Raw genomic sequence first — 14,510 nt, 5'->3', positions numbered from 1 at the left:
TATCCGTCTTGGTCAAGGGCGAACAGGTTGCCAATCGCGTCCTTCACGCAACAACGTGTTTGCCAGAACGATGATGCGCCGCATGACGGCGGTGATAGCCACCTTCTTTGCTTTCCCTGCATTTACGAACTGCTGATATTTGTCACGGAAATCATGATTGAAGCGAATGGCAACCAACGCAGGCATGTAAATTGCCCGTCGAAGTGATGCCCTACCACCAATAATCCGCTCTTTGCCTTGCCACTTGCCTGACTGTTGCGTCATAGGCGCAAGCCCAGCCAGAGCGGCGATCTTTTTGCTGTCGAGATGTCCAAGCTCTGGCATGTCGATCACCAACGTGGTCGCGGTCAATCTGCCGATCCCGGGAATGGTCATGAGGCGTCTGATGCGCTCATCAAGGGTGCCACGCTGCTGAGCGATCTGCGCAATCACTTGATCCAGGGCTTTGATGTCCGTGTCGATGTCATCGATCCGGCGGCAAAGTTGGTCCTTCACAAGCGGGTTGCTCGCTGTGGCGAGACGCGTCTTTGCGGTGATCTGATCTTTGACCATGGCCCGCCTAGCTGTCAGCAACTCTCTGAGATCATGAATATCTTCGCCTTCAATGCCTTGTGGGGCCAGATCAAGGACCACGCCCATTCGTGCCAACATCCTGGCATCAACGCTGTCGGTCTTGGCCAGACGGCCGATAGCCTGAGCAAAGCGCCGCGCTTGCTTCGGATTGACCTTGATGAAAGGCTGCCCCGCCAAGCTGAGGTATCGTTCAAGCCCACGATGATATGCGCCGGTCGCCTCGAAAACGACCAACACCCCCTTATTCTTACCCAGCCATGTGCATAGCTGGGCGAAACCCTCAACCGTGTTGGGCAGGCTGAGTGCTGCGTCTTGGGAATGCCAAAACGCATCCAGGCGGTCTTTCGACACGTCGATCCCGATGGTATCCTTGGCCATCTCTTCTTTCTACCTTTGCTTGTCGTTCGGGCCCGGAGCCCACGTATCCGTTCAGGTCGTAAGAAAAGACGGAGGCTCGCCAAACTCGACCGCGGTCCTGCAAGACCAAGCTCCGCACGGCGCCGCCTCCGCCACAACCCGGCACCGCAGCTGCGGTGCCGGGTTGTGGCTCCCTTTTGCCTCAGGAGCCGGGAATTCTCATAAGACAAGCTCCGCCATCGCAAAATACGCTGATGCCTTGCGCAGGATCTCGTTGGCGCGCCGCAGTTCCTTGACCTCGCGCTCCAGCAGTTTGAGCCGGGCCTGGTCATCGGCGGCCAGCGCCGCTGGTGCCGTTCGTCGGCTCGCCTCCTCACGGCACCAGCGGCGCAGAGTCTCGGCCGTGCAGCCAATCTTGCTGGCGATCGAGGTCATCGCCTCCCACTCCGAGCCGTAATCGGCGCGATGCTCGCCAACCATGCGCACCGCGCGTTCGCGGACTTCAGGTGAAAACTTGTTCCGGGTCTTGTTCATCACGAAAGCTCCTTCTCACAAATCGGAGCCTCCGGGAAACCCGGGGCGCTTCAACTTCACGGTCTTGCCCATGCAATGCGCGCCAATGACGGATGCGCCGTTCCAGCGTCCGTCGTGAGCCAAACTCGGTCTCTGGAGATCGGCGCCGCAGTTCCTCGAAGATTGCGATGGGCCGCAGCCCCGGAGACGCCTCTAACATGGGGACGACAATCTCTTCGAATATCCCCGCCAAGGGATCTGGGCGTCTGCGGCTGCGAGCGCTTTGCCTCTGGGATGGGAGTTCGCCGCTTTGCAGCAAGCGGTAGCCGGTGGCCGTGCTGAACCCGGCCTTTGCCGCCGCCAGAGCGACGGGCGCATTACGTCTGTTGGTCATGAAAAGTCTCACCTGATGATCATTGATGTGTCGACCGGCCACACGTCAGGTCCTCCTTCTGGGAAAACCTCATGCATAGCGGCCACCACGACCATCACAGACACTCTGAAACAGAATGCCTCCGGTGTGTTGGGATCGGCTCCGGGCTACGCCCCGCGCCGATCCCAACACACCGGATTCTCATCTTCATTGTCGCGCGTTCTCATCCAGATTGCCGTGCTACAGGTTCGCGGCAAAGTTAAGCTCAAGCCGATGTCGTCATGCCGCGAGTTTGGTCATCAGATCATGGGGGGCATGCCCCCCATGATCTGATGGAGCGATGTGTCCATATGCCTTTGCCGGGGTTCTGCCGGCAAGGGCGGAATGGGGCCTATGGTGGTTATAGTAGGTGAACCAGCGCGCCAGACCCGCCCGCAGTTCGCTGCCAGTCTCGAAGGTGTGGAGATAAACGCACTCGTATTTCACTGATCGCCAGAGGCGTTCGATGAAGACGTTGTCCATCCAGCGGCCTCGCCCATCCATGCTGATCCGCACCTCTGCTGCCCGCAGCACGCTGGTGAAGGCATGACTGGTAAATTGACTGCCCTGATCGGTATTGAAGATCTCAGGCTTGCCGTAGCGGGCCATGGCGTCCTGCAGCGCCTCGACGCAGAACCCGGCGTCCATCGTGTTGGATATGCGCCAGGCCAGCACCTGGCGAGTTGCCCAATCCATGATGGCCACCAGATACAGAAAGCCGCGCCGCATCGGCAGATACGTCACATCCGCGCACCACACTTGATTGGGCCGCGTGATGGCCAAATCGCGCAGCAGATACGGATAGATCCGATGCTCGGGGTGCGGATCGCTGGTACGCGGCCGTTGGTATATCGCCGCCAGACCCATCTTGGCCATCAGGCGCCGTACCCGGCGGCGACCAACGGCATGGCCCATCCGCTGCAGGTGACGAGCCATCTGCCGGCTGCCATACCACGGGCAATCCATGAACACTTGGTCGATCACGGCCATCAGCGCCAGCGTGGCGCCATTCTCCGGCACCGGCGCGTAATAATAGCCCGAGCGGCTGATGGAGAGCAGGCGGCATTGCGCCGTGATCGACAGGTCCGGGTTGTCGGGCTCGATCATCTTTCGCCTCCGATCCATACTCACCGACCGGAGGCGCGTGCCAAAAAATCTCGCTCCACCAGCAGTTGCCCGATCTTGGCGTGCAGTTTCTCGATCTCCGCCTCACTGGACGCCTTGGCAGCCTGATCGCCGCCGTCAAACAGGCTGGCCATGCCATCCATCGCCTGACGCTTCCATGCGCCGATCATCGTGTGATGCACGCCGTGCTTGGCAGCCAGTTCCGCCAGCGTCAAATCGCCCCGGATCGCTTCCATCGCAACCTTGGCTTTGAAATCCGCGCTGTAGCGCTTTCTCGTCGTCTTCATTCCGGTCCGTTCCTCAGGTCAGGCTGAGCTTATCACCCTGTCCAGAAAATCGGCACCACCTCACATCGAGATCATCAAACGCTCGGATGCCGCCAAGGGCTTCGTCATTCTGCCTCGCCGGTGGGTTGTCGAAAGGACCTTTGCATGGCTGGGCAGGTGCCGCCGCCTGGCCAAGGATTGGGAAAACACCATCGCATCTTCAACTGCCTGGGCGCTCATCGCTTCCATCCGCATGGTCAGCCGAAGAACCGCAACCTATTGCTGCGCATGAGAAACTTTCGGATCAGGCTCTCAGCCCTATCGACTTCGAACGCCAGGCGGGGGTAGCCTAAAGAAGCTTATCTCGGTGTCCATCAAACCGGCAGCAGGCCAATACCACCTCACCTCAACAACTCGCGAGCAAACTGGGCAAGAATCCTGGCACGGCTCCAGCGTTCTTCTGCGCGCTGGCGGGCGGTCTGGCCGAAGGCTTCGCGCTGGGCGGCGTCATCCAGAAGGGCTTCGATCGCTCCGGCAAAGCGCCTGACGTCGCCCGGAGGGGTGATCAGGCCGCAGCCTTCCATTTCGGCGGCAAGGCCAGTGCCCGGTTCGGCGGTGGCGGCGATGGCGCGGCCTGAGGCGAGCATGTTGGTGAGCTTGGAGGGGAGCACCAGGTCGGCGGCCCCGGCGATCTGGGGGAGGAGATGGACGCTGGCCATGCCCAGGAGGTCGGACAGGCGCTCGCGCGGTTGCAGGTCGTGGAACTGGATGTTGTCGAGGTCGACCGAGCTTTCGATCAGGCGCGCGCGGTTGGGGCCGTTGCCGCAGACAACGAACATCAGGTCCTTCCGATGCCGGAGCAGGCGCGCGGCCTCGACCACGATCTCGATGCCCTGCTTGTTGGCGATATTGCCCGAATAGATCGCCACATGGGGCCGCTCTATGCCCCATTCGGCCCGATAGGACGAAGGCCCCTCAAGGGGCACGACTTCATCGATATTGGCCCAGTTGCGGAATTCGACGATATGGTCGGCAGGCACGCCCTTTTCGCGCAGCTTGGCGCACATCTGGAGCGAAATCGTGCTCACGCGGTCAGCCGCGATAGCCCAACTCTCGAACCGCCGCGCCGCATGGCCCAGCATGCCGCCATCCTTGAGCAGGCCGGTAGCGAAAGCGGCTTCGACCTCGAAATCCTGGATATGCAGCCAGAACTTGGCGCCGGTCTGCCGCGCCACGACGCGCGCGGCCATCATCGAGATCAGCGAAGGCGCGATGCCGATCACGACATCGGGCTTGTTGCGGCGCGCTTCGGCCAGAAGCGTGGACAGAGCCCTTGCCGTAAAGGTCATATGGTGCAGCAGGCGCCGCTTGCCATCCGGATTCTCGGGCACATAGTTGGGCACGCGGACCACGCGCACGCCCTTCTCCACCGAAACCCGTGCCCCACCTCCGGCATAGGCCGGATCGACCTTCCACTGCGGGTAATAGGGCTTGGATGCAACGACCGTAACACTGTGTCCGGCTTGCGCCAGAAACTGCGCCGTGCCCGCCGTATAAGGCCCGATGCCGACCATTTCGGGCGCGTAATTGATACCCAGGATCAGGATGTTCACGAGATCAGACCTGCCAGACAAGAAGCGGGGGGAGCATTATCGTGGCGACCGGATCATCAGGCAGGAGCAACCGATCGCTCCTGCACGACATTGTCGAGAAACCACTGGTAGGTTTCGGCCACGCCCTGTTCGAGGACGACCGAGGGTTTCCAGCCCATCGCCTCAAGACGGCTCGAATCCATGAGCTTGCGCATGGTGCCGTCGGGCTTGCTGGCATCGAACACGATCTCGCCGGTAAAGCCGGTGACCCTGGCCACCAGTTCCGCCAGTTCGCGAATGGTCACGTCCTCGCCATAGCCGACGTTGATGTGGCTGAGCATGGGCTGGGTATTGGCCTCGTACACCTCCAGCGGGAGGTCGAGCACGAAGAGCGAGGCCTGCGCCATGTCGTCCACATGGAGGAATTCACGACGCGGCGTGCCCGATCCCCAGATTGCCACCTGCTTCACGCCATCACGCACGGCTTCGTGGAAGCGGCGGATAAGCGCGGGCATGACATGGCTGTTCTCGGGATGGAAGTTGTCCCCCGGACCATAGAGGTTGGTGGGCATCACGCTGCGATAGTCGGTGCCATATTGCCGGTTGTAGCTCTCGCACAGCTTGATCCCGGCGATCTTGGCGACCGCATAGGGCTCGTTCGTGGGTTCGAGAATGCCGGTCAGCAGCGCATCCTCGCGCATGGGCTGGGCCACGGCGCGAGGATAGATGCACGAAGAGCCCAGAAACAAGAGCTTGCCGACGCCTGCAGCAAAGGCCTGATGGATCACGTTGCACTCGATCATCAGGTTTTCGTAGATGAAGTCGGCCGGGTAGGTGTTGTTGGCATGGATGCCCCCCACCTTGGCCGCCGCCAGCACGACCGCATCGACCGGCTCGGCGGCGAAGAAGGCCTTCACCGCATCCTGACTGGTCAGATCGAGCTGGGTGCGCGTGCGTGTCACCACGTCCACCCCCCGCTCGGTCAGCTTGCGGGTGATAGCCCCGCCCACCATGCCGCGGTGGCCTGCAACGAAGACACGCATCGCCTTGTGCTCCCTTCAGGATTCCAGCGAGACCGGAACGTTGAAGCCATGCTGCTTGAGCAGGGCGTGACGCTTGGCGACCTTGAGATCCTCGGCGACCATTTCCTCGCACATGGTCTGGACCTTGATTTCCGGCACCCAGCCCAGCTTTTCCTTGGCCTTGGCCGGATCGCCCAGCAGCGTCTCGACTTCGGCGGGGCGGAAATAACGCGGATCGATGCGCACGATCACATCGCCCTCGGCCACCGAGGGAGCGTCCTGGCCGGTCACCGCGTCGACGATGCCGACCTCGTCGACGCCCTCACCCTCGAAACGCAGCGTGATGCCCAGGTGCGCCGCTGACCAGGTGATGAACTCGCGCACCGAATACTGGACGCCGGTGGCGATCACGAAGTCTTCGGGCTGGTCCTGCTGCAGCATCATCCACTGCATGCGGACATAGTCCTTGGCGTGCCCCCAGTCGCGCAGGGAATCAATGTTGCCCATGTAGAGGCACGGCTCGAGCCCTTGCGCGATATTGGCAAGGCCGCGCGTGATCTTGCGGGTCACAAAGGTTTCGCCGCGACGCGGGCTCTCGTGGTTGAACAGCACACCGTTGCACGCATACATGCCATAGGCTTCACGGTAGTTGACCGTGATCCAGTAGGCATAGAGCTTGGCCACGGCGTAGGGCGAACGCGGATAGAACGGCGTCGTCTCGCGCTGCGGAATTTCCTGAACCAGACCATAGAGTTCAGAAGTCGAAGCCTGATAGAAGCGGGTCTTCTTTTCCAGACCGAGGAAACGGATCGCCTCAAGCAGGCGCAGCGTCCCGATGGCGTCGACATCGGCGGTATATTCAGGAGCCTCGAAGCTGACAGCGACGTGGCTCTGCGCGCCCAGATTGTAGACTTCGTCCGGCTGGATTTCCTGAACGATACGCGTCAGGTTCGAGGTATCCGACAAGTCGCCATAGTGCAGCTTGAGATCAGGCGACGGAGTGTGCGGATCCTGGTAGATATGATCGATACGCTGCGTATTGAACAGCGAGGCACGGCGCTTGATACCATGCACCTCATAGCCCTTTTCGAGCAGAAATTCCGCCAGATAAGAACCGTCCTGGCCCGTCACGCCCGTGATAAGGGCAACCTTCTTACCGCTCAACGCCCGTTCCCTTCAATCATCGAAGACAGCCTGTCGACCGACAGCAAAGACCCCTTCGGGCTCGCCGTGCCACCAACCTCTCTGCCAGAGCTTCTTACAAACTATCTGCCATTAACAAGGCGCCCGTCAATGCCTTTATGCTGCATGTGCACAATTGCGACCAATTGAAGACATGACGAATTACTGCAAATACGGTGCAAAAATACATTAAAACAGGGCGCGCCCAACAAAAAAGAGGTGGCCGGGTTAGCCTGAACAGCGATTGGCCACCGATAAGTGGATCATCTGCCGGTGTCGTTTCATACGCCGGTGCGGGGCCTCATGGAAGAAGGGCGTAGCCCGACTGGAATGAGGCCCTGCACCGGCGGCCAAAAGTCATGCTGCCATTGTCGTGGGCAGATTGTCAAAATAGGATTGGTCGGGCGTTCGAGCAGCCAGGCTCGAATGGGGCCTCTTCTCGTTGTAAAAGCGCAGATACCGACCAATTCCGGCCCGGGCCTCGCTGACCGTGCCATAGGCCTTGAGATAGACTTCCTCATATTTGACCGATCGCCACAAGCGCTCGACCACGACATTGTCGCGCCAGGCGCCCCTGCCATCCATGCTTATGGCGATCTTCTCGCGCAGGAGTACACCAGTGAAGGCCATGCTCGTGAATTGGCTGCCCTGGTCGGTGTTGAAGATCTCCGGCCTACCATAGCGAGCGATCGCTTCCTCCAGCGCCTCAACGCAGAAATCGGCCTCCATCGCGATCGATACGCGGTGGCTCAGAACCTTGCGGCTGAACCAGTCGACAATGACGACCAGATAGACAAAGCCCCGGGCCATGGGGATGTAGCTGATGTCTGTTGCCCACACCTGACTGGGCCGTGTGATTGGCAATTTCCGCAGCAAATACGGGTAGATCCTGTGCCCAGTGGCGGGCTTCGACGTGTTGGGCCGGCGATAGATCGCCTCGATCGCCATCCTCTTCATCAAGGTGGCGACGTGGCAGCGCCCGATCGCGGTGCCGTCCTGACGCAGCAGGTCGCGCAGCATCCGGCTGCCCGCAAACGGGTATTCCAGGTGCAACTCGTCCATGCGCCGCATGATGCCCAGGTCGGTCGCGGACACCGGCGCGGACAGATAATACACGCTGCTTCGACTGATCCCCAGTTCCCTGGCCTGACGCGCCACCGGCAGGCTGTGTGACCGATCAGTCATCGCTTTGCGCTCGGCAACAGACCAGCTTTGCCGAGCGCGCCTGCCAAAAAATCGTTCGCAAGCGTCAGTTCACCGATCTTGGCGTGAAGCGTTTTGACGTCGACGGCAGGTTCCGCGTTCTCCGCGGCACTCTCGCCACCGAACATGCCCGCCGCCCCTTCCAGTAACTGGGTGCGCCAAGTCGTGATCTGGACACCTCCATTTACCGGTCGGATTTGGCAGCGAAGGCGTGATGAGGGTGGGCTGGCCTGAGCGTGAACACTGGAACACCCAATTTTGTCGGTATTTTACCGTCCCCGCCTCGGTATGGGGGCCGGGTTTCCGCCATTGAGGCGCAATTATCCCGCCGCCGCCCGCGTCTCGTGGAAGACCAGGCGGTGCATGTTGAAGGCCAGGTTTGCGAGCGTAATTTTGGCCTCCGCGCGCTTGATGCCGATGGTGCGGATGAACAGGCCCATTTTTGCCTTCTGATGCGCAAAGACATGCTCGACCCGGGCGCGAACGCTGGATTTGGTGGCGTTGCCGCGCCTGACATTGGCGGGCATCGGCTTTCCCTTGGGCTTCCTGCGGTGAATGCGGCTGACCCGACCCTGGGACTTGAGCCAACGCTCATTGCTCTGGCTGCGATAGGCGGTATCCGCCCAGACGTCCGAGGCGGTGTTGTCGTTGGTGACGACATCGCTCAACATCCGCCCATCGTAGCACGCACCGTCGGTGGTCTTGCCCTTGCGGATGAAACCGAAGGCCCGGCAAATCGCAATGCTGCTTTTGTAGCCAAAGCTCGGGATGGCGATATCGGCCTGCGGCCTGCCATCGGCGGTGGGGCGGGCCTTGGCGAACTTCAGCGTCCAGCGTGCATCGGTGTCCTTCTGCCGCGCCTTGGCCGGTTCGTCCGGCCAGATCTCGGCGGCGTTCTTGCCCTCTTTTACCGCCATTCGCTCGGCCTCGGTGTTCCTCTGCTTGGGCGCCGCCACCAGTGTGGCATCGACGATCTGCCCGCCCATGGGCAAATAGCCTCGCTCCTTCAACTGGCGGTCAAAATCAGCGAACAATCCGTCGAGCGCCCCAGCATTGGTCAGCCGCTCCCGGAACGTCCTGATCGTGTTGGCATCGGGCGTTGCCGCGCCAAGGTCGAAGCCCAGAAACCGCAACCAACTCAACCGGTCGCGGATCAGCCATTCCATGCGCGCATCCGAGACGTTGTTCTGCGCGGCAAGCACCAGCACCTTGAGCATCACCACCGGATCATAGGGCGGGCGCCCGCCCTTGGCTCCATGAGAGTAGGCCAGCGCCGCCGCCAATGTCGGCCGGAACGCTTCAAAGTCGATAACTTGCTCCAGAGCCTCCAGCGGATCACCCTGGGCAGACAGCCGCTTCATGTGATCCGATAAGCCGAAAAGCCCCGATTGACGCATCTGCCACTCCCATCGTCCCAGGCCAGTGAATCATCACAACCCTCAATTGACCAGCGGTAATTGGAGGTGCCCATCTGGTTAGCATTACAGTTGCATTTTTGTTTTGAGATGAGCGCGTCTGGCGGCGGCTTGATGCGCGCGTCGCCAACATGACCATGCGATGACGTAGGCGGGCTTGATGCGGCGCTGGGCAAGCCTGTTGGCGATGCGTCGGATTTCCTGGATGGACCAGCGGATCAGATTCTGTTGGTCCGCATCCTCGGTCTTTTTGGGGGCGTCGCGTCATTAGCGCGATATCGGATCACCGCCATCATGGCGAAGGCAAGCATGACGAGAGAGACGTGGCTATGCCAGCCATGCCACGACCGGGTTTCGTTGTGGTCGAGGCCGAGCTCGTTTTTGGCGGTCTCGAAGCTGTCCTCGATCGCCCAGCGATGACCTTCGACGGCTACGAGGGTCTGGATGCCCGTGCCAGCCGGGCACCAGGTCGTGAAGAAGGCAAGATCACCGTCGCTGATATTGCGGCGGATCAGAAGGCCGCGGGTCCACAGCCCTGATTGGGTCTCATCATATTCGTCGGCGTCGAGATCGGCGAGTTCGCAATAGGCCCAGTCGTGGAGCCGGGCGCCCTTCGTGCCCTCACCGGCAGAAAGGCGCTGCCATACCTCTGGTTCGAGGTCCCGTGCGATTTCCTGGGCTGTGCCGGCGACCACAGGTTTGCCAGCCCAGGAGCCGAAGCGGTGGTCCGATTTAACCCCGAGAACATAGCCTTTGCAGGCTCGGCGTAGAGTCTGTTCTACATCGCCGACGCCATACACGGCATCCGCCGCAACCCAGGAGAACGGCACTTCGGCTGCCAGCGCACGCTGTATCATTTGAACCGCGAGCGCCGGCTTGGTGGCAAAGGCTACAGCTTCAGGCACATGGGCAGCTACAAGCCGCGCGGGATCGCCGGTCCAGTTCTTGGGCAAGTACAGAGCGCGATCGATAAAGGCATGGCCCCGCGCCGACACATAGGTGGCGAACACGCCGATCTGGCAGTTCGTTATCTTGCCGGCCGAACCGGTATACTGACGTGCGACACCGCACGATGCCTTGCCGGGCCTGTCAGGAATTCCGTGTACGGGGCGGCCTAACAGGCTGCGGAAATAGGCCCTGTCTGGCGGGTCCTATGCCCCCGTTGATGCGATGCACGGCGGGACTGAGCCCCGTTTTCCGTCTGATGCGCGCCGATCCGGGCCTTTCACCTCCCATTTGGCGCTCACCGGGCGCATTTATCCTGTCGCCAGGAGCTTTGGCAGGCGCACCAAGTTGTAGGCGGCGGCGGTCAGTGTGAAGGCCCAGCCCACGCGCGGCAGCCCTCGGTAGCGAGTCTTGCGCAGATTGCCGCAGGTCTTGGCCCAGCCGAAGACCTCCTCGATCCGCTTACGGATACGGATGCTGGCGGCATAGCCAGTGTGCCGGGAGGTGCGGCCGTCGATGGCCGAACGTCGGTTGGCGGTGTTTTGCGCGACATGGGGCGTCACATTCAACGCGCGCAGATTGGCAACGAAATCGGCGGTGTCGTAGGCTTTGTCGGCGCCCAGCGTGATGCGGTGGCAGCCGTCCAGACGCTCCAGCATGGTCAACGCCGCCTCGCGCTCGGCGGTGCCTGTGGCGTGGGTCAACGTGGCATCGATCACTAGGCCGTGGCGGTTTTCCATCAACACATGGCCCATGTGGCACAGCTTTGCGGCTTGCCCACGTGCCTTCTTGAACAGGCGTGCGTCCGGATCGGTGGTTGAGGCATGGGTGGCATTGCTGCGCTTCTCGCCGTGGAAATCGCGTTCGACGTTGCGCCCTTTGCGTTTGGGCGGCAGCGGGTCGTCATCGTCATCGGAGCAGTCGCCCGCATCCTTGGGCGTGAAGCTCTTCATGCTGGCCCAGGCTTCGATCAGCGTGCCATCGACCGAGAAATGTTCATCTGAAAGCAATACTGAACCGCCCCGGCTTTCCCGGAGGCTCCTATTTGTGAGAAGGAGCTTTCGTGATGAGCAGGACCCGGAACAAGTTTTCGCCTGAGGTGCGTGATCGCGCGGTTCGCATGGTTGGCGAGCATCGCGCTGATTACGGCTCGGAGTGGGAGGCGATGACCTCGATCGCCGGCAAGATTGGCTGTACGGCCGAGACGCTGCGCCGCTGGTGCCGTGAGGAGGCGAGCCGGCGAACGGCACCAGCCGCGCAGGCCGCCGACGACAAGGCCCGGCTCAAGCTGTTGGAGCGCGAGGTCAAGGAACTGCGGCGGGCCAACGAGATCCTGCGCAAGGCATCGGCGTATTTTGCGCAGGCGGAGCTTGTCTTATGAGAATTCCCGGCTCCTGAGGCAAAAGGGAGCCACAACCCGGCACCGCAGCTGCGGTGCCGGGTTGTGGCGGAGGCGGCGCCGTGCGGAGCTTGGTCTTGCAGGACCGCGGTCGAGTTTGGCGAGCCTCCGTCTTTTCTTACGACCTGAACGGATACGTGGGCTCCGGGCCCGAACGACAAGCAAAGGTAGAAAGAAGAGATGGCCAAGGATACCATCGGGATCGACGTGTCGAAAGACCGCCTGGATGCGTTTTGGCATTCCCAAGACGCAGCACTCAGCCTGCCCAACACGGTTGAGGGTTTCGCCCAGCTATGCACATGGCTGGGTAAGAATAAGGGGGTGTTGGTCGTTTTCGAGGCGACCGGCGCATATCATCGTGGGCTTGAACGATACCTCAGCTTGGCGGGGCAGCCTTTCATCAAGGTCAATCCGAAGCAAGCGCGGCGCTTTGCTCAGGCTATCGGCCGTCTGGCCAAGACCGACAGCGTTGATGCCAGGATGTTGGCACGAATGGGCGTGGTCCTTGATCTGGCCCCACAAGGCATTGAAGGCGAAGATATTCATGATCTCAGAGAGTTGCTGACAGCTAGGCGGGCCATGGTCAAAGATCAGATCACCGCAAAGACGCGTCTCGCCACAGCGAGCAACCCGCTTGTGAAGGACCAACTTTGCCGCCGGATCGATGACATCGACACGGACATCAAAGCCCTGGATCAAGTGATTGCGCAGATCGCTCAGCAGCGTGGCACCCTTGATGAGCGCATCAGACGCCTCATGACCATTCCCGGGATCGGCAGATTGACCGCGACCACGTTGGTGATCGACATGCCAGAGCTTGGACATCTCGACAGCAAAAAGATCGCCGCTCTGGCTGGGCTTGCGCCTATGACGCAACAGTCAGGCAAGTGGCAAGGCAAAGAGCGGATTATTGGTGGTAGGGCATCACTTCGACGGGCAATTTACATGCCTGCGTTGGTTGCCATTCGCTTCAATCATGATTTCCGTGACAAATATCAGCAGTTCGTAAATGCAGGGAAAGCAAAGAAGGTGGCTATCACCGCCGTCATGCGGCGCATCATCGTTCTGGCAAACACGTTGTTGCGTGAAGGACGCGATTGGCAACCTGTTCGCCCTTGACCAAGACGGATACTCGACCGCCAAGGCAAATGGTGATGTCGTTCATCGACAGCCATCGCGAGGATCTGGGTATCGAGCCGATCTGCCGGGAAGCGCAGGCGACGGGCCTTCCGGGGGAAGGCCCCAAAGCCGAGCCGATCGCCCCCTCCTCCTATCATGAGCACGCGCGGCGCCTTGCCGATCCCGGCAGGCGTCCGGCCCGTGCTCGCCGGGATGACGAGATCAAGGCACAGATCAAGCGTGTCCATGAGGCCAGTTCCGGCCTCTACGGCGCGCGCAAAGTCTGGCATCAGTTGCTGCGTGATGGCGTGGCCGTTGCCCGGTGCACCGTGGAACGCCTGATGGCAGCCATGGGGCTGGCTGGCGTTCGCCGTGGCAAGACGACGGTCACCACGGTCAGTAATCCCAAGGCACCGTGTCCATTGGATAAAGTCAATCGTGAGTTCCGCGTTGAACGACCCAACGCACTGTGGGTGGTCGATTTCACCTACGTCCACACCTGGGCGGGCTTCGTCTACGTGGCCTTCGTGATCGACGCCTATGCCCGCCGGATCGTTGGCTGGAAGGTCAGCACTTCGGCCACCGCCGGGTTCGTGCTGGATGCCCTGGAGCAGGCGATCCACGCGCGGCGGCCGGGGCCGGAAGACGGCCTGATCCACCATAGCGACAGGGGTGTTCAGTACCTGGCCATGAACTACACCCAGCGCCTGGCCGAGGCCAATCTCGTGCCGTCAGTCGGCAGCGTCGGCGATAGTTACGACAACGCTTTGGCCGAGACGATCAACGGACTCTACAAGACCGAGGTCATCTGGCGACAGCGGTCATGGCCAAGCGCCTCGGCAGTGGAAATGGCGACCTTGCGCTGGGTTGACTGGTACAACAATCAGCGCCTCTTCGGCCCCATCGGATACATCCCGCCCGCCGAGGCCGAGGCAAACTACTATGCAGCCATAGAGACCCTCGATATGGTCGCGTGACTCAATTGAAATTGCCTCCGGGAAAGCCGGGGCGGTTCAAGGCCTTCCTGGCCAAGGGCATGTTCGTCAGCAACATCCACCAGAAGCGCCTGCCCAGACGGGTTCTGCCCGAACGGATCGCCCGGGCCAATGCCCGGCGCTCCAAGGTCCGCGCTCATGTCGAGCATGTGTTCGCCGGGCAAAAGCACCGGATGGGCCTGATCGTGCGCACCATCGGCATCGCTCGTGCAACCATCAAGATCGGCATGGCCAATCTGGTCTATAATTTCCAGCGCATGGCCTGGCTCGAGGGGCGGGTTGCGCCTGCATGAGGCCAAAACCCTCCCAAATGTGCAACTGATAACGCCGGAAGTCCTCCAGGATCAGGGAAAAGGCTCCAGCCCTGTGGCTTCCTCCACGCCACCGGCCAA

Annotated in this window: 7 protein-coding genes, 8 pseudogenes and 1 other annotated feature (1 of these 16 running past the window's edge); of the genes and pseudogenes, 5 read left to right on the top strand and 10 right to left on the bottom strand. The window is 61.1% G+C overall.

Translation table 11 applies throughout. The features are described 5' to 3' along the window. Positions 1-21: a sequence feature (AL1L pseudoknot), on the bottom strand (it extends 93 nt beyond the left edge of the window). The 3 genes and pseudogenes from SBI20_RS13920 to SBI20_RS13910 form a co-directional block, all read right to left on the bottom strand. Continuing rightward, positions 13-951, bottom strand: a complete 939-nt coding sequence (locus tag SBI20_RS13920) for an IS110 family RNA-guided transposase (RefSeq protein ID WP_317973750.1) — start codon at positions 949-951, stop codon at positions 13-15. It overlaps the preceding feature by 9 nt. Positions 952-1,159: 208 nt before the next feature. Further along, positions 1,160-1,464: pseudogene (locus SBI20_RS13915) on the bottom strand (transposase); the annotation flags it as partial. Positions 1,465-2,095: 631 nt separating this feature from the next. Beyond that, a protein-coding gene (locus SBI20_RS13910) for an IS3 family transposase (RefSeq protein WP_317975579.1) occupies positions 2,096-3,267 on the bottom strand; the annotation gives its coding sequence in 2 pieces (ribosomal slippage) (positions 2,096-2,997 and positions 2,997-3,267; 1,173 coding nt in all). Positions 3,268-3,331: 64 nt separating this feature from the next. On the opposite strand from SBI20_RS13910, the pseudogene SBI20_RS13905 reads away from it, so the two are divergent. Continuing rightward, positions 3,332-3,538: pseudogene (locus SBI20_RS13905) on the top strand (transposase); the annotation flags it as partial. A gap of 109 nt (positions 3,539-3,647) precedes the next feature. On the opposite strand, the gene SBI20_RS13900 reads toward SBI20_RS13905, so the two are convergent. The 7 genes and pseudogenes from SBI20_RS13900 to SBI20_RS13870 all read right to left on the bottom strand — a co-directional run. Next, positions 3,648-4,859, bottom strand: coding sequence for a WcaI family glycosyltransferase (locus SBI20_RS13900; protein WP_317975578.1), 1,212 nt, complete (start codon positions 4,857-4,859; stop codon positions 3,648-3,650). A 56-nt stretch (positions 4,860-4,915) separates the two neighbouring features. Continuing rightward, a complete protein-coding gene (gene fcl / locus SBI20_RS13895; RefSeq protein WP_317975577.1) occupies positions 4,916-5,881 on the bottom strand; it encodes a GDP-L-fucose synthase in 966 nt (321 codons plus the stop codon). Between the two features lie 15 nt (positions 5,882-5,896). After that, a complete protein-coding gene (gene gmd / locus SBI20_RS13890) occupies positions 5,897-7,024 on the bottom strand; it encodes a GDP-mannose 4,6-dehydratase (RefSeq protein WP_317975576.1) in 1,128 nt (375 codons plus the stop codon). A 375-nt stretch (positions 7,025-7,399) separates the two neighbouring features. Then, positions 7,400-8,418 (bottom strand): annotated as a pseudogene (locus SBI20_RS13885) (IS3 family transposase); the annotation flags it as partial. A gap of 147 nt (positions 8,419-8,565) precedes the next feature. Further along, positions 8,566-9,642: an IS5 family transposase gene (locus tag SBI20_RS13880; protein ID WP_317975575.1), complete on the bottom strand. Its 1,077-nt coding sequence runs from the start codon at positions 9,640-9,642 to the stop codon at positions 8,566-8,568. A 236-nt stretch (positions 9,643-9,878) separates the two neighbouring features. Then, a pseudogene (locus tag SBI20_RS13875) lies at positions 9,879-10,748 on the bottom strand (IS701 family transposase); the annotation flags it as partial. Positions 10,749-10,916: 168 nt separating this feature from the next. Continuing rightward, positions 10,917-11,615, bottom strand: a pseudogene (locus SBI20_RS13870) (IS5 family transposase); the annotation flags it as partial. A gap of 56 nt (positions 11,616-11,671) precedes the next feature. Here SBI20_RS13870 and SBI20_RS13865 point away from each other — a divergent pair. From SBI20_RS13865 to SBI20_RS13850, 4 genes and pseudogenes are all read left to right on the top strand, one after another. Further along, positions 11,672-11,962: pseudogene (locus SBI20_RS13865) on the top strand (transposase); the annotation flags it as partial. 222 nt (positions 11,963-12,184) lie between these two features. Next, positions 12,185-13,123 carry an IS110 family RNA-guided transposase gene (locus SBI20_RS13860; RefSeq protein ID WP_317973750.1) on the top strand — a complete coding sequence of 313 codons (939 nt, stop codon included), beginning with the start codon at positions 12,185-12,187 and terminating at the stop codon, positions 13,121-13,123. A 14-nt stretch (positions 13,124-13,137) separates the two neighbouring features. Next, positions 13,138-14,100: pseudogene (locus SBI20_RS13855) on the top strand (IS3 family transposase); the annotation flags it as partial. Between the two features lie 38 nt (positions 14,101-14,138). Continuing rightward, a pseudogene (locus SBI20_RS13850) lies at positions 14,139-14,411 on the top strand (IS5/IS1182 family transposase); the annotation flags it as partial. Between the last annotated feature and the right edge of the window lie 99 nt (positions 14,412-14,510).

It is taken from the genome of Novosphingobium sp. IK01 (assembly GCF_033242265.1).
Lineage (GTDB): Bacteria > Pseudomonadota > Alphaproteobacteria > Sphingomonadales > Sphingomonadaceae > Novosphingobium > Novosphingobium pituita.
The sequence above is the reverse complement of the archived record's forward strand: the minus strand, read 5'-3'. Positions and strand labels throughout refer to the sequence as shown.

What these genes read in the sequence shown, in the direction of transcription:
- SBI20_RS13920 (WP_317973750.1), bottom strand. Translation starts at nt 951, where the DNA reads ATGGCCAAGGATACCATCGGGATCGACGTGTCGAAAGACCGCCTGGAT.
- fcl (WP_317975577.1), bottom strand. Translation starts at nt 5,881, where the DNA reads ATGCGTGTCTTCGTTGCAGGCCACCGCGGCATGGTGGGCGGGGCTATC.
- SBI20_RS13880 (WP_317975575.1), bottom strand. Translation starts at nt 9,642, where the DNA reads ATGCGTCAATCGGGGCTTTTCGGCTTATCGGATCACATGAAGCGGCTG.
- SBI20_RS13860 (WP_317973750.1), top strand. Translation starts at nt 12,185, where the DNA reads ATGGCCAAGGATACCATCGGGATCGACGTGTCGAAAGACCGCCTGGAT.